The organism is Streptomyces sp. NPDC002742 (assembly GCF_042888885.1).
Classification (GTDB): Bacteria; Actinomycetota; Actinomycetes; order Streptomycetales; family Streptomycetaceae; genus Streptomyces.
On record NZ_JBIAQF010000003.1, the window covers coordinates 369,815 to 384,586 of the forward strand.

16 protein-coding genes and 1 pseudogene are annotated in these 14,772 nt (G+C 71.2%); 9 read left to right on the plus strand and 8 right to left on the minus strand.

Features of this window, described 5'->3' with window-relative positions; all coding sequences use genetic code 11:
• Positions 1-180 precede the first annotated feature (180 nt).
• The 4 genes and pseudogenes from ACFYW8_RS06910 to ACFYW8_RS06925 all read right to left on the minus strand — a co-directional run.
• On the minus strand, positions 181-1,593 hold the full coding sequence (locus ACFYW8_RS06910) for an O-antigen ligase family protein (RefSeq protein WP_389068662.1): 1,413 nt from the start codon (positions 1,591-1,593) through the stop codon (positions 181-183).
• 4 nt (positions 1,594-1,597) lie between these two features.
• Positions 1,598-3,034 carry an exopolysaccharide biosynthesis polyprenyl glycosylphosphotransferase gene (locus ACFYW8_RS06915; protein WP_389068663.1) on the minus strand — a complete coding sequence of 479 codons (1,437 nt, stop codon included), beginning with the start codon at positions 3,032-3,034 and terminating at the stop codon, positions 1,598-1,600.
• Positions 3,031-4,230: a glycosyltransferase gene (locus ACFYW8_RS06920; RefSeq protein ID WP_389068664.1), complete on the minus strand. Its 1,200-nt coding sequence runs from the start codon at positions 4,228-4,230 to the stop codon at positions 3,031-3,033. The genes ACFYW8_RS06915 and ACFYW8_RS06920 overlap by 4 nt, the downstream gene beginning before the upstream one ends.
• Before the next feature lie 40 nt (positions 4,231-4,270).
• Positions 4,271-4,741 (minus strand): annotated as a pseudogene (locus tag ACFYW8_RS06925) (hypothetical protein); the annotation flags it as partial.
• A 370-nt stretch (positions 4,742-5,111) separates the two neighbouring features.
• Between ACFYW8_RS06925 and chpG the strand changes: the two are divergent.
• The 7 genes from chpG (at position 5,112) to ACFYW8_RS06960 (ending at position 9,123) form a co-directional block, all read left to right on the plus strand.
• A complete protein-coding gene (chpG, locus tag ACFYW8_RS06930) occupies positions 5,112-5,351 on the plus strand; it encodes a chaplin ChpG (protein WP_389068665.1) in 240 nt (79 codons plus the stop codon).
• Positions 5,352-5,597: 246 nt separating this feature from the next.
• Complete coding sequence (locus ACFYW8_RS06935; protein ID WP_389068666.1) at positions 5,598-5,900, plus strand: hypothetical protein; 303 nt, start codon at positions 5,598-5,600, stop codon at positions 5,898-5,900.
• 98 nt (positions 5,901-5,998) lie between these two features.
• Positions 5,999-6,238: a chaplin gene (locus ACFYW8_RS06940; RefSeq protein WP_389068667.1), complete on the plus strand. Its 240-nt coding sequence runs from the start codon at positions 5,999-6,001 to the stop codon at positions 6,236-6,238.
• 166 nt (positions 6,239-6,404) lie between these two features.
• The gene (locus ACFYW8_RS06945; RefSeq protein ID WP_389068668.1) at positions 6,405-6,902 is read left to right on the plus strand and encodes a DUF5949 family protein; all 498 of its coding nucleotides are present in this window, start codon (positions 6,405-6,407) and stop codon (positions 6,900-6,902) included.
• The gene (locus ACFYW8_RS06950; protein ID WP_389068669.1) at positions 6,902-7,534 is read left to right on the plus strand and encodes a vitamin K epoxide reductase family protein; all 633 of its coding nucleotides are present in this window, start codon (positions 6,902-6,904) and stop codon (positions 7,532-7,534) included. The genes ACFYW8_RS06945 and ACFYW8_RS06950 overlap by 1 nt, the downstream gene beginning before the upstream one ends.
• A gap of 175 nt (positions 7,535-7,709) precedes the next feature.
• A complete protein-coding gene (locus ACFYW8_RS06955; protein ID WP_389068670.1) occupies positions 7,710-8,273 on the plus strand; it encodes a tyrosinase cofactor in 564 nt (187 codons plus the stop codon).
• The gene (locus tag ACFYW8_RS06960) at positions 8,257-9,123 is read left to right on the plus strand and encodes a tyrosinase family protein (protein ID WP_389068671.1); all 867 of its coding nucleotides are present in this window, start codon (positions 8,257-8,259) and stop codon (positions 9,121-9,123) included. The genes ACFYW8_RS06955 and ACFYW8_RS06960 overlap by 17 nt, the downstream gene beginning before the upstream one ends.
• A 227-nt stretch (positions 9,124-9,350) precedes the next feature.
• Here ACFYW8_RS06960 and ACFYW8_RS06965 read toward each other — a convergent pair whose 3' ends face one another.
• Positions 9,351-9,674, minus strand: a complete 324-nt coding sequence (locus tag ACFYW8_RS06965; RefSeq protein WP_389068836.1) for a chaplin — start codon at positions 9,672-9,674, stop codon at positions 9,351-9,353.
• A gap of 254 nt (positions 9,675-9,928) precedes the next feature.
• Entirely contained in the window at positions 9,929-10,888 is a 960-nt protein-coding gene (locus ACFYW8_RS06970; RefSeq protein WP_389068672.1) for a D-2-hydroxyacid dehydrogenase family protein, read from the minus strand.
• Positions 10,889-11,018: 130 nt separating this feature from the next.
• On the opposite strand from ACFYW8_RS06970, the gene ACFYW8_RS06975 reads away from it, so the two are divergent.
• Both ACFYW8_RS06975 and ACFYW8_RS06980 read left to right on the plus strand, forming a co-directional pair.
• Entirely contained in the window at positions 11,019-11,606 is a 588-nt protein-coding gene (locus ACFYW8_RS06975; protein WP_365870015.1) for a hypothetical protein, read from the plus strand.
• A 29-nt stretch (positions 11,607-11,635) separates the two neighbouring features.
• A complete protein-coding gene (locus ACFYW8_RS06980) occupies positions 11,636-12,409 on the plus strand; it encodes a YcnI family protein (protein WP_389068673.1) in 774 nt (257 codons plus the stop codon).
• A gap of 224 nt (positions 12,410-12,633) precedes the next feature.
• Here the strand turns inward: ACFYW8_RS06980 and ACFYW8_RS06985 are convergent, their stop codons facing one another.
• Both ACFYW8_RS06985 and ACFYW8_RS06990 read right to left on the minus strand, forming a co-directional pair.
• The gene (locus ACFYW8_RS06985; protein WP_389068674.1) at positions 12,634-14,043 is read right to left on the minus strand and encodes a Cys-Gln thioester bond-forming surface protein; all 1,410 of its coding nucleotides are present in this window, start codon (positions 14,041-14,043) and stop codon (positions 12,634-12,636) included.
• Positions 14,044-14,301: 258 nt separating this feature from the next.
• Positions 14,302-14,769, minus strand: a complete 468-nt coding sequence (locus ACFYW8_RS06990) for a single-stranded DNA-binding protein (RefSeq protein WP_365870012.1) — start codon at positions 14,767-14,769, stop codon at positions 14,302-14,304.
• Positions 14,770-14,772: the final 3 nt, after the last annotated feature.

Consider the following 14,772-nt stretch of genomic DNA (forward strand, 5'->3'; position numbering starts at 1 on the left):
CCGCCCATGTCCCGGCACTCATGCCCGCGCCCCCTGTCCCCGTCCCCACGCCCGTGCTCGCCCTTGTCCCCGCGTCCGCCTGTGCGCCTGTGCCCGTCCTGGCGTCCGTTTCCGAGTCCGACCCGAAGTCCGCGTCCGCGTCCGTGTCCGCGTCTTCCCCCGCCCTGGGCGGCGTCATCGTCATCGCGCCGCGGCCTCTTCCCGTACGGAGGCGGCCGGAGCCGACGCGACGGTGCCGGCCGGGGCCGACGGGTCCATCAGCGCCCACCAGCCGATGACGCCGAAGACGACGGCCGTCAGGACCGTGGAGGGGCCGCCGATGTCCGCGTACACGAAGTCGACGAGCTGCCACACGATCAGCCCGCACGCGACGAGTGCGCAGTCCGTGCCCTGCGGGGTCCGGCCAGGGGCGAGGCCGGGCCCCGCGGCGTCCGCCGGCGTGCGGCGGACGCGGACGAGGCCGCGCAGCGCGCACACCAGGAGCGCGAGCCAGCTGCCCGCGAGGGCGAGCAGTCCGATCAGGCCCTGTTCGCTGAGGACGAGGAGATACATGTTGTGCGGCGAGAGCAGCGGCTGCTTGTGGAAGGCGGCGCCCGCGCCCGAGATGTCACTGCCCGAGGAGAGGGCGAGCGAGGCATGACCGTCCCGGTTGTCCGGGAAGCCCTTCAAGCCGACACCCGTCAGCGGGTGTTCGCGCCACATGTCGGTGGCCGCCGCCCACATCGTGTACCGGTCGGTCACCGACTGGTCCGGTGCGTCGGTGACCTGCGTGATGCTGGTGATGCGCTCCTGGAGCATCGCGGTGCCGACACCCGGCCCGCCCACGAGGATCACTCCGGTGGCGGCCAGCGCGGCGGCCACCTTCACCGCGCGCCGCAGCCCAGCCAGTACCAGTTGCGCGCCGCAGGCCACGGCCGTGGCGATCCACGCGCCCCGGCTGAACGACAGGGCGAGCGGCGGCAGCAGGGCCAGCGCGCACAGCACGGCGACCGAGCGCTGCCGCGCCTCCCCCGTCCCCAGCGCCAGCGCCACCGCGCACACCAGCCCGAACGCGACCACCGTCGCCATGCCCATCACGTCGGTCGGCCCGAAGGTACCGACCGCCCGGACGTCCGCGCCCTGGTACGAGGCGCCGGTCCCGGTGACGTACTGCCGCACCCCGATCGCCCCCTGCCACAGCGCCAGAGCGACGAACGACCAGGCCAGCAGCCGGAAGTCGCGTCGGTCGCGCACGAGCAGCAGAACCGCGGCCGGTACCAGTACGAAGATCTGCAGATAGCGGGTGAGGCCGGTGATCCCGGCCCCCGGGTCCGCCGCCCCGGCCGCCGAGACCGCGATGCCGACCACCGGGAGCCCGAGGACCAGCGCGGCGGTCACGGACAGGGGGCGCCGCCGGGCCCGTACGAGATGGATCGCGCAGCAGACCACCAAGAGACCGGACACGGCGTCCGCGATGTTCGCGCCGCCCTCGTCGCTCGGCGAGGGCGGCAGCCCGAGCAGCGCGATCACGGCGACGACCGGCAGCACCGGCAGCACGCGTCGGAGGGCGGCGGTCAGGGTGTCCAGAGGAGTGACGGGCAGGGCGTGGCTCATCGGCTCAGCTCCCCGTCGGGCGCACGAGAGCGACGGCCGTGCGCAGCAGGATGCAGATGTCCTGCCACAGCGACCAGTTGTCGATGTACGCGTTGTCGAACCGGCAACGGTCCTCGATCGAGGTGTCGCCGCGCAGCCCGTGCACCTGGGCGAGCCCGGTGATTCCGGTCTGCATCCGGTGGCGAGCCGCGTAGCCGGGGTAGGTCTGACTGAACTTGGCCACGAAGTAGGGCCGTTCGGGGCGGGGTCCGACCATGCTCATGTCGCCCCAGAGGACGTTCAGGAGCTGGAGCAGTTCATCGAGCGAGGTACGTCTGAGGAAGTGGCAGAAGCGGCTCATCTCCTGTTCGCCCGCCACACTCCAGCGGGTCGCGGCCTCGTGCGCGTCGACCGGCCGGTGAGTGCGGAACTTCAGCAGCGTGAACGGCTGTCCGTCCTTGCCGATGCGTTCCTGCCGGAACACCACACCGGGCCCGTCGGTCAGCCGCAGAACGGTCGCGCACATCAGCAGCAGTGGACTGACCAGCAGCAACAGCGTCCCGGAGACGGCGACGTCGAGGAGCCGCTTGCCGAAGCCGGTGCGCCTGCGGCCGATCGACAGACGGCGGCAGGCGAACCCGGCCAGCGTGTGCCGGCCCTCCCGGTCGTACGACGGGGAGTCCGGGTCGACCTCCCACAGCTCGCAGCCCGCGACGGCCAACGCCCGCAGCATCGGCCCGCGTTCGCTCGATGGTTCCACCACGAGCACGGCCCGCACATTGTTCTGGATGAGCGCCCGCTGTACTTCCTCACCGGTGGTCAGGACCGGCAGCCCGTCGAAGCCGGCCGGTTGGTCGGAGACGACACCGACCGGCCGCACCCCGCAGTTCGGATGACGCAGGAAGGCCGCGGCCACCCGCTGCGCCGTGCCCGCGGGACCGATCACCAGGGCGGCGCCGGGGCGCTGCACGAGGGCCCGGCGCCGCCGCCAGTGCACCGTGCCGCGGCCCGCGCAGCTGATCGCCGACTGGGCGGCGCACCCCAGGGCCAGTGTCTGGGCCGAGAGCGCGCGGTCCGGGGCGAACGCGGCGAGCAGGGCGGCCAGCGTGCACCAGGTGACCGCGATCCGCGCGCAGACGGCGGGCAGTTCGTCGAGCAGGGCGGGCAGCGGCGCCGGTCGGTACAGTGCCGCCCGCGCGTTCAGCGCGACCACGCCGAGCAGCAGCGCGACGACGAACAGCGGGTGCCGCTGGATCTCCGTGAGCGTCTGCCCGGCCGCCAGCGCCGCGACGGCGTCCATGGCGGCCAGTGGCAGCCAGGAGGCGCGCCGGGGTGCGGTCCGCGGTCCGGCAGGGAACCTGAAGCCGCCGTCGGTCTCGCGCGAGGGCATGACCGAGACGGGTGAGAATCCGTACTCCCGGGGCTGTCCGCCGGGGGAGGGAACGGTGCTTTCCGCAGTCACGAGTGGATGGACTCCCTGCACTCGGTGTGGTCCGCGCACATGACGCTCCCGGCGTGCTGCGGCTGTCGGCCGGCCAGCAGTTCGCGGTACACCCCCGCGACCGCGTCGGCCGTGAGGCGCACGTCGTGCGTGGTCAGTACGTGGCGGCGCCCCTGGTGGCCGAGCGATTCGCGCAGCAGCGGATCGGACAGCAGCGCGCCGACCGCCTCCGCCAGCGGACCGGGTTCCGGCGCGGGAACCAGACAGCGGGCGTCATGTCCCGGCGGCAGGCTCTCGCGGGCGCCGTCCACGTCCGTCATGACGACCGGACGCCCGCAGGCCATGGCCTCCAGCGGAGCCAGCGCCATGCCCTCCCAACGGGACGGCAGCACCACCAGGTCGGCGGCCTGGTACCAGGGCACCGCGTCGACGGCGGCGCCGGCGAACAGCACGTCACGAGGTGCCCCGGCGCGCAGCCGTACGGCGTCCGGACCGTCCCCGACGAGTACGAGCCGGGCCGTGGGCACGCGCCGCAGCACCGCGGGCCACGCTTCCAGCAGGATGTCCTGCCCCTTCTGCCGGCACAGCCGTCCCACGCACACCACCAGCGGTGCCGCCGGGCCGATCCCCGCCAGCAGCGGAATGCCGGCTCGTACGGTGTCGACGGACGCGGGGTGGAAACGCTCCGGGTCGACGCCGTTGGGGATCACCCGCCAAGAGGCGCGCACTCCCGCGCGTACGCCGGTAGCGCGCTCCGCCTCGCTCACGCACACCACCCGGGACGCCCAACGCGCCCCCCACCGCTCCCACCGCAGCGCGAGCGCCGCGGCGGCGCCGTCGACGGCCTCGAACGACCAGGCGTGCGGCTGGAACACCGTCGGCACCCGTCCCCGCAGCGCGAGCCGGGCCGCGAGCCCCGCCTTGGCGCTGTGCGCGTGCACCACATCGGGCCGCACCCGCGCCAGGACACGGCCGAGCCGCCGCACCTCCTGAGCCAGCTGCGGCCCCGGCGCACGCGTCGCGTGCCAGGGCCGTACGTCCGCGCCGAGTGCCCTTGCCTCCCGGGCGAAGCCGTTGCCGTCCGGGCAGGCGAGAGCCACCCGCGTTCCGGCGGCGAGTTGTGCCCTGACGAGGTCGGTGACCACCCGGGCGACGCCGCCGTCGATCGGCTGCGTGACATGAAGGACCCGCGTCGGAGGGTCTGTTGGCAGATGCATGCGCGGTTCCTTGCTCACGGGCGGCGCACCGGGGCGCGCGTCACTGCTTCGCGTCGACGGCGGCGAACCGTGCTCCGACCCAGGCCGTGTCCCGCTGCGAAACGATCCGGAAGGCCGACTGGTCACCCCCGCCATGGATCCCCTTGCCGAGTTCGAGGACGTCCGAGTCGTAACCGAACGTGTTCGCGTACGCGGGCACCCGCTCGATCGCACCGGGTCCGGGCTCGCCGATGGCCGAATTCAGCACGTCGTCACGCGGGTTGGCGGAGTCGCCCAGTGCCGTCGGCGCCCCGCGGCCCCGAAGCCGTCCCGCGCCGCCAGACGTCTGAGCGGCTCCCACTTCTCGATCCTTGTACGCGCCGCGGGGCTCGGCGACCGGCACCAGCCCGTTGTCCTTCGGCGGCTTCTGCTCGCCGACACGGAGGTTCCCGCCCCGGCGCAGCCGCGCGTACGTGACCTGCGCGACCTTCGGCAGACGGACCTTCGCGCGACTGGAGTTGCGGGTGGCGGGGACGGAGCAGCCCACGGTCGCACGGCGCGGCAGCAGGCCCGGGGAAGTACGCATGACCGGCGGTGCCCTTTCGGGGAAAAGGTTCTGGACCAGCGGAAGGACGGAAACCTGAGGATCAGATGGGTGCGCGCCGGCTCCCCGTCCGCTCCCGACGCCCGACGGCGCCTGCTTCCAGACGCCCTTGGAGGAGCCCGACTCTAGCTTGTGTCCGCATTTATCAGGGAAAGTAGGCATGTGTGTCTGAATCGTGAACTTCGACCGCTTGCGAGATCACCCCTTTGGAGGCACAACCCGCGTGAGCGCCGCGCGTTGAATCCAGAGCCGGGCATCCCGCCCGGATGTTGTGTCGATTTCCAAGGAGCACTTCTCCATGTCGCGTATCGCGAAGGGCCTGGCCCTGACCTCCGTTGCCGCTGCCGCTGTGGCCGGCACCGCCGGCATCGCCGCCGCCGACAGCGGCGCGCACGGCGCGGCCGCCCACTCCCCGGGCGTCCTGTCGGGCAATGTCCTGCAGGTTCCCGTTCACGTTCCGGTCAACGTCTGCGGCAACACCATCAACGTGATCGGTCTGCTGAACCCCGCGTTCGGCAACACCTGCGTCAACGACTGACGTCAGCCGGACCCTTCCGGCCGGCCGTCCTCCCGGGAGGGAGGGCGGCCGGTCCGCGTTCTCCCGCACGGTGAACAAGGAGGGGTCCTGAACGGGGAGGGGGCCTGGACGAGGATGGGCCGCCCCGTTCGTTCGGTGGGATGCGGGAATATTCCGCGCACGGAGTTTCCGTCGCGTCCGGTGCTCGTTAGGCAGCGCAAAGAGGAATTCCCTCCGGTGGCATGAGCCGCCGAAGAAAGGAACACGATGAAGTCCCTCAAGGCCGCCGCTGTAGTCGCCGGATCCCTGGTCGTCGCCGGTGCCGCCGCGCCCGCGTTCGCCGCCGGAGCCGCCGACCTCACGCCCTCCAGTCTCAACGGCGCCCTGGAGACCGTCACCAGTCAGCGTTCGCTCAGCGCGCAGGACGTCCTGCCTCTGCAGCACCAGTCGAACGCGCTCGACACCGAGAACAAGAGCTCGCTGCTCAACGGCGTGAACGGCGCGACGAAGAAGCTCAACACGGTCGGCGGCCACCAGCGGCTTCTCGGCGGGCTTCCGCTTCAGGGTTAGTCGTATTCTTTGCGTGCGTGTCCTTCCGCAATGCCCGTCGGCATTTCTCTAGGCTCTGGAGAAAACCTCCGAGAAAGCCTCCGAGGAAAGGACCGGCAATGAACCCTGCCAAGAAGGCCGCGCTGATTTTCGCCACCGCCGGAATGGCCGCGGGTGCCGCCGCGGGGGGTGCTGCCGCGGACTCCGGTGCCGAAGGTGCCGCGGTCAATTCCCCGGGCGTCCTGTCGGGCAACGTCGTGCAGGTTCCCGTGCACGTTCCAGTCAATGTCTGCGGCAACACGGTCGATGTGGTCGGCCTGTTGAACCCGGCTTTCGGCAACGCCTGCGTCAACGACTGACGTCTTGCATCCGATGCGGTGAAAATGGCCGGTTCCGCGGGCGTGGGAATCGGCCCCTCGTGCTGTTCGAACCAAGTCCCTCGTTCGTGTGGTCACGCTCTCGGTCATCGCCCGGTCGGGTGATTTCGGGTCAGTACCCGAACGGGCGCATCGATAAGGTTCCGCGGTGACTTCAACCTCAAGCGAAATGCGGCCCCTTCGGGTTGCCGATCTCGGCACGCTCGCCGTCATGGCCTTCAGCGGTGACGCCCCCGACGGAGACATGCCCTATCTCCTCGCCTATTCGCTGGGCGACGGCGAGGGCGGCCCGGAGGGATCCGCGGCCGCCGTCCGGCAGCTGCTGATCGACAACGGGCTGCCCGTGGGCGACACGCTCATCGACGGTTCACGGCACCCGAGCCTGCCTCTCACCCTGCTCGTGGAGGCCGGCCAGGCCGTCGTCAGCATGCCGCACCTCAATGCCCAGTGCATGGCTCCGCCGGAGTGGCTCGCCGCGGTGGGGGAACGCGGCTACGCCTACTTCCTGTTCGCCACCCGCGCCTGGCCCGTGGCCGTGCCCGGCGAGCCCGTCGCGCCCGAGAACCTGACGGCTTTCGCGGGCGACGAGGAGACCCTGCTCAGCGCTGCGCACGTGCTGCTGCCCGCGCGCGGCCTGCGCGGCTGATGGCGGCCGCCGCGGGACGGGGGGCGGGCGACGACGCCGGCGGTGCGCACGGGCGCGCCGTCGGCAGCGGTCGTGCCCTCGCCCTGCTGCTCGTGATCACGGGGGCGGCCGGCCTGCTGGCCGCGTGGGTCATCACGATCGACAAGTTCAAGCTGCTGGAGAACCCGAACTTCGTGCCCGGGTGCAGCCTGAACCCGGTCGTCTCCTGCGGCAACATCATGAAGAGCGCCCAGGCCTCGGCCTTCGGGTTCCCCAACCCGATGCTGGGCCTGGTGGCGTACGGCATGGTCATCTGTGCAGGCGTGAGTCTGCTGACGGGTGCGGGATTTCCGCGCTGGTACTGGCTGACCTTCAACGCGGGAATGCTCTTCGGCGTCGGATTCTGTACCTGGCTCCAGTTCCAGTCGTTCTACCGGATCAACTCGCTGTGCCTGTGGTGCTGTCTGGCGTGGGTCGCCACGATCATCATGTTCTGGTACGTCACATCCTTCAATGTACGGAATGACTTTCTGCCCGCACCGGAGTGGCTGAAGGTATTCCTGGCGGAATTCACCTGGGTTCTTCCTGTGCTGCACATCGGCGTCATCGGAATGCTGATCCTCACCCGGTGGTGGGATTTCTGGACACGCTGATTCTCCCTGTCGGACGACTGCGGAGTCCGTCGGAGAGGCCTTGAGCTGATGACGTTCCCGGGAGGGGGCGGGTCCGGGAGTCCGGACCGGGCCTGCCGACCGAACCATCGGGCGCCGCCGTCGTTGATCTCGATGAAGCGGATCGAAGCAGCCTGAATTCGTCGAGGAGTGATGCATGTTCATCGGCTGGGTGTCGAGCGGATTGCCGAGGCGCGGACGGGGCCGGGTGCCGGTCGGCTGGGGGCGCGGCCGCGGGGCGGAGCGCGTCGCGGGTGGAATGGCGTTGACCCGGCGTGGCGCCATGCGGGGTCTGCTCGTATCGGCTGTCGGCGTGGCGCTGGCCCCCGTCGTCGCGGCCTCGTGGCCGCCGCGTCGGCTCCGCCCCGAGGACCTGTCCTTCGACGAGGTGTACCGCGACCGGCACATCCTCGGCAGGAAGGGGGGTTCGGACGGCCGGGCCGCGCTCACCGGCGGCGCGTGGCAGGTCACGGTGGACGGACAGCCGCTGCATCTGATGCGCCGCGCGGACGGCAGCTATCTCAGCATGGTGGACCACTACGAGTCGTATCCGACACCGCTGGCGGCGACGCGTGCGGCCGTCGACGAGCTGGGCCCCGCCGAACACCTCAGAGCCATGGACGGCAAGGCCGGCGGCGCGGCCCCGGGTGGCGTGCGGGGGACCGGCGGGCGGGAGAGCGGCGCGGAAGGGAGCGGCCACCACCATGGTGTACACGCGTAAGAACGTCAGCACCCTCACGAGCGCGGAGCGGCGCCGCTTCGTCACGGCGATGCTGGAGGTCAAACGCCGCGGGGAGTACGACGACTTCGTCCGGACGCACATCCAGTACTACGTCTCGGACGGCGACGGCGGACTGCGCTCGGCCCACATGGCGCCCTCGTTCCTGCCCTGGCACCGGCGGTTCCTGCTGGACCTGGAACGGGCGCTGCGCCGCGTGGACCCCGGGGTGAGCGTGCCGTACTGGGACTGGACCCGCGACCGCACGCCGTCCACCGCGCCGTGGACCAGGGATCTGCTCGGCGGCGACGGGCGGCGTTCGGACCGGCAGGTCATGACCGGGCCCTTCGCCTACGCGCAGGGCAACTGGAAGATCAAGGAAGGGGTCACGGACGGCGAGTTCCTCATGCGCGAGTTCGGCCGCCCGCGGCATCCGCTCCAACTGCCCACCCGAGGCGAGCTGAACTCCGCCCTGGAGGACCCCGTCTACGACACGGCCCCCTTCAACTCCACCTCCACGCGCGGCTTCCGGAACCGGCTGGAGGGGTGGGGGCAGGGGCCCGGGAACGCCACCTGGGCGAACCACAACCGCGTCCACCGCTGGGTGGGCGGCCACATGCTGGGCGGGGCCTCCGTCAACGACCCCGCCTTCTGGCTCCACCACGCCTTCGTCGACCTCCAGTGGTCCCGCTGGCAGAAGCGGCACGGAGGTGCCCGCTATCTGCCCGAGCGGCCCCCCGGGCCACGTGACTCCCAGTACCGCCGCGTCGTCGCCCGCCACGAGAAGATGCCCCCGTGGGGCGTGACGCCGGCCGAGATGGAGGACCACAGCGGCATCTACCGGTACGCGTAGCGGGCATCCACCGGTACGGATGACGCTCGTCCAGGGATGACAGACATCCACCGGTGCGGGGGATCTACGGATGCCGGGCACCCACGGATACGGCGTCGACGGCTACGGGCGTCGACGGACGACGGGCACCCAAGGGTCGGGCGAGCGGGCATCACCCCGTGCGCGCACCGGGCACGACGAGGCCCCCGGCAGTGACTTCCTGCCGGGGGCCCTTTCGCGTGCTGGGCTCAGCTGCCGTAGCCGTGGGCGCCGCGGCGCTCCTTGTGGTGACCACCGGCGTGGGCGCCGTGGCGCTCCTTGTGGTGGTCACCACCGCCGTTCACGCAGGTGTTGCCGAAGGCCGGGTTCAGCAGACCGACGACGTTGATCGTGTTGCCGCACACGTTGACCGGCACGTGGATCGGGGCCTGGATGACGTTGCCCGACAGGACACCGGGGGAGCCGACGGCCCCGCCCTGGGCGCCGGCGTCAGCCATGGCCAGACCGGCCCCGCTGAGCGCCACGGCACCCGTGCCCACGACGACTGCGGCGGCCTTCGCGATGCGAGACATCACGTTCTCCTTCGACTCGATGAGCGCGGTGGCAGGGACGCGACCGCACTCCCCCTTCAACGCGTCGACCCACACCTGGTCACGGGCGTTCACCAGGAGATCCCTTTTCGAACGGGGTCCGGACGAACTGCTGTTCATTCGGACCGGGCCGCGCGCTCCCTCAACGGACTTACCGTGCACGCCGGGCGGTCGGGCCATCGGACAGGCGGGCCGACAGGCGGCGAGCGGCCGAGCGGCTGACCGAGCGGCCCCGGTCAGCCGAGGCGGCGCAGTGGTGTGCCCGCCAGGAACGCCTGGATGTTCTCGACCGCCGCGCCGTAGTACGTCTCGTAGTTGGAGCGCGACACGTAGCCGAGGTGCGGGGTGGTCAGCAGCCGGGGGGCCGAGCGCATCGGATGGGCGGCGGGCAGGGGCTCGACGTCGAACACGTCGAGGCCCGCTCCGGCGATCCGTCCGGCGTGCAACGCGGCCAGCAGGGCGTCCTGGTCGACGATCGCCGAGCGCGAGGTGTTGACGAGGAAGGCGGTCGGCTTGAGGAGGGCCAGTTCGGCGTCGCCGACAAGGCCTCGGGTGCGGTCGCCGAGCGCGAGGTGGACGGAGACGAAGTCGCTGCCCGCCAGCAGCTCTTCCTTGGAAGGGGCGAGCTCCACCCCGACCTCCTCGGCCCGCTTTTCGGTGAGGTTCTGGCTCCACGCGCTGACCCGCATGCCGAAGGCGAGGCCCACCTGGGCCACCAGGCCGCCGATCTTGCCCAGCCCGAGCAGACCGAGCCGACGGCCGTGCAGATCGGCGCCGACGGTGCTCTGCCATGGGCCGCCCGCCCGCAGCGCGTTGTGCTCCGTGACGATTCCCCGCGCGAGGCCGAGCAGGAGCGCCCAGGTCAGTTCGACCGGGGGTGTCGAGGAACTCGGCGTGCCGCACACGGTCACCCCGTTCGCCTCGGCGGCGGCGTAGTCGATCACCGTGTTGCGCATCCCGGAGGCGATCAGCAGCTTCAGTCTGGGCAGCCGGGCCAGCAGGGACGCCGGAAAGGGCACGCGTTCGCGCAGCGTGACGACGATGTCGAACTCCGCCAGCGCGGCGGCCAACGCGTCCTCGTCGGCGAAGTGCCGGTCGAAACCGGTGACTTCCACGGTGTCGGCGACGGGCGACCAGTCGGCGATCTCGGTCGCGACGCTCTGATAGTCGTCCAGCACGGCACAGCGGAGTGGCATGTCGGGTTTCCTCCCAGGCTCAGCCGGAGCCTATCCGAGCGGTGACCGGGGGAGCCGGACAGCCTCTGACGGACGGCTCCCCGGGGGAGCAGCGACGGCAACTCGCTCCCCATGGCAGTATCTGGGCTTCATGAGTGCGTCCCTGGCGGTACGGAGTCTGCGCGCGGCGGTGTTCGCCGTGCTGTGCGTGCTGCTGGCCGCCGGGGGGCATGTGCTCGCCACCGGGCAGGCGCCCCCGCGCTGGGCCGACGGAGCGGGACTCCTCACCGTCTTCGCCGTCGGTTGTCCGCTGGGCGGCCGCGAACGGTCCCTGCTCGGGATAGGCGGCGCGATGCTGGTCGCGCAGGCCGGACTCCACCTCGGCTTCGAGGCCGCCCGGCCGCGCATGGCGATGGACATGCACGGAGCGTCCATGATGTCCCCGCAGGCACACGCCCTGACGCCCCATGCCACGGCCGCGCATGTCGCGGCCGCCCTGCTGACGACCTGGTGGCTGCGGCGCGGAGAGTCCGCCCTGTGGTCCCTGCTGCGCCGGGCCGTGGCATTCGTGCCGGGGCTCGCCGCGTGGTGGAGGGCGCGGACGGGACCGCCCCCCGTACGGCCGAACGGGGATCTCTCGGGAGGGACGGCGGCCGAGCCGTCGCCGCTGCGACAGGCACTGCTGCGTCACGCCGTGTCGCGTCGGGGACCGCCGGCAGGGCTCGCGTACACGCCCTGACCACGTCCCCATCAGTACGGAGTTCCCAGATGTCCCCGATGAGCACCATCCTGCGCCGCACCGGCACGGTCGCCGCCCTCGCCACCGCGGGCCTCCTGACCGCCGCCCCGCTGGCCTTCGCGCATGTGACGGTCCACCCCGAGAGCTATGCCAAGGGAGCCACGGACGGTCTCCTGAGCTTCCGTGTCCCCAACGAGGAGGACACCGCCAGCACCACCAAGGTGCAGGTCTTCCTGCCCACCGATCACCCGGTCGTGGGTGTCCTGGTCACCCCGCAGGCGGGCTGGACCGCGAGGGCGACGACGATCAAGCTGAAGAAGCCCATCAAGACGGACGACGGCACGATCACCGACGCCGTCTCCGAGATCACCTGGACCGGGGGCAGGATCCGCCACGGCGAGTTCCAGGACTTCGAGGTCGCCTTCGGTCAGCTTCCGGACGACACCGACCAGTTGAGCTTCAAGACCCTCCAGACCTACTCGGACGGCAAAGTGGTCCGCTGGATCGAGGAGCCCCAGAAGGGCGCGGCGGAGCCGGAGAGCCCGGCTCCGGTGCTGACCCTCACCGCCAAGGGCACGGCAGAGGACACTTCTTCGGCCGGGACAGAGACGGGCGCCTCCGGCTCCGACTCGTCCTCGACCTCGTCCTCCTCCGCCTCTTCGGCTGCCAAGGAATCCACCGCGAGCGACAAGAGTGGTGACTCCACCGCGCGCGCCCTGGGCACGACGGGCCTGATCGTCGGTGTCCTCGGCCTGATCGCGGCCGGATTCGCCGTCGTGCGCGGCCGGAGCCCCCGCTCCTAGCCGCTGTGCGGACGCCGCCCCGTCGTGGCCAACTCCCGTCGGCGGGGCGGAAGGTCCCTACGGCCACACTCCCGCACCTCGCGTTTCACCGCGCGCTCTGCCCGGACGCACTCTCCCGGTGGCCCGGTGGCCCGGTGGCCCGGTGGCCCGCGGATTCCGTGGGGCAGAGCGGTTGTGCGGCCGGGTGTCCGGCGACCGGGGTGGCGCCGAGGTAGCCGGGCCGCTCAGACCTGCGGCGGTGTCTGCTTCCTGCGGACGAAGACCACTACGGCTCCGCCGATCACGACGAGGGCGATGGCCGCACCGGCGATGATCGGAGTCGTGCCGGAGCCGCCCGTCTCGGCGAGGTCGGTCCCGCCGCCGGAGGTGCCGCCCACCGACGCCGGGCTCGGCTCGCTGAGCGTCTGCGCCGAGACGTCGCTCGCGGTGCCCTGGGTCTTGCAGTCCAGCACGCCCTTGAACCGCTTCTCGACGCCGTTCGGGCCACTGATCGTGAAGTCGTACGCCTGGTCCTCCTGCAGCGGGATGGTGACCGTCTGGGACACGCCCGCCGCGACGGTGTGCTCGACGCCCATCAGCTCGAACGTGAACGCCGCGTCGCCGCTGTTGGCCGCCGTGATGTCCACGCCGCCCTTGCCGCAGTTCCTTCCGGCGGACAGGGCCGGTATCGCGCCCTGCGCCGCCCAGTTCGCGGTCGCCGACGCGGAGACGGTGGACTCGCTGGAGCCCGCGAGGATCTGCGTCTGGCTGCGGGTCTCCGAGATGAAGGCGCGGCCGACCGGCACGGTCGTGGAAGCCTGCACGGTGAGTGAGGCGGAGCCGTCCGCGCTGTCCTTGGGCACGTCGAAGAAGAGGCGGCTGCCGTCGACCGCGGAAGTGACCGCCTTGCCGTCCTTGTCGACGATCTTCACCCCGCTGGCGGCGGTGTCCATGGGTGGCGTCACCGTCACGCTGCTCGCGTTGGTGTGCACAGTGACCGGGCCCAGACGCTCACCCGGGTGGCCGGAGACCGCGGTCGGGGCGAGCGTCAGCGAGGCTTCGGGCTCCGGCAGGTTCCGCGCGTTCTTCTGCAGATAGTCCGCGAGCTTCTCCGCCCGCGGGTCCACGGCGTCCACGTCGGCGCCGTCCGAGTACCGCCAGATCGCCACCTGGGTGCCGGCCGCGGCGTCCTGCTCGGTGAGGCCGGTGACGCCGGCCTTCTGGGCCAGCGCCGCCAGGTCGTTCACCTGCGGGTAGGAGTTTTGCAGGATCCAGCGGATCCTGCCCGCGTCCTTGTTGCCGTTCAGCGATGTGCCGCTCCAGGAGGTCTCCTGGTACTTGGTGTCCCGCTGCGTCGGGTTGTGGAGGTCGACGCAGTAGGTCTGCAGCATGCCGCCGTCGTCGACGGACATCTCGAACAGGCCGGCCGAGACCCAGGAGTCCTCGCCGTTCTCATGAATGACCGCCGACCCGTATGTCTTCAGGTCGCCTATGGTGGCGGTCGCTCCGCCCTGGCTCTGCGGGGCTTCGTCGGCGGTGGCCGTACCGGCCGCGGCGATGGTCCCCGCGGCCGCGAGCCCCCACACCAACGCCACGGCGGCGAGGCGGGCCGCCCCTCGACCGCGCGTGGGCAACACAGAGAACGCAGAAGACACAGAATTCCCCTTCGAGCAGGACCCTTTGACATGGGGGACGGTCCCGCCAGCAGAATCAGAAGCCCCGAGAGCTGTGTTCGGCATCCTAAAGAAGCGCCGCATCACTCCCCTCGGTCATGTCATCCGATAACCGATCCGACTCGGAATCGTTATCGCGATCACGTTCTTGAGCTGCGCCTATCGACAAATCCATGAGGGTCGTTCGCTATGTATTTGTCGATAAGCCGCAGTTCGGTCAGATCGTGCCTCTCTCTGACATCACGTCACCCCGGCCGGTTCGGGAAGCTGTTGGGGCGCGTCCTCGGGCCGGGCGTCCGGCGCCGATTCCCAACTGGGCTCGGGGCGGTGCACCGGAGCCGGCTCACCCTCCTTGGACGGACGCCGGAAGGCCGACGTACCGCGGGAGAGGTCGTGGCCGATCGCCACCGCGTCGATGTCCGCCGACGTCCGGCTCTCCCCGTCACGTGTCTCGGAGCGCACCTTCAGCCTGCCCTGCACGATGACGGGATCGCCCACCGAGACCGAGGCCCCCACGTTCGTCGCGAGCGCTCGATTGGCCCACACCGTGAAGAAGTTGGTGTGCCCGTCCGTCCACCCGCTCTTCTCCCGGTCCCAGTACCGCGAGGTCACCGCCAGCCGGAACCGCGCCGACGCGCCGTTCGCCAATTCCCGGTACACGGGCCGTGTCGCCACGTTGCCCACCGCGCACACCATCGTCTCGTTCATCGT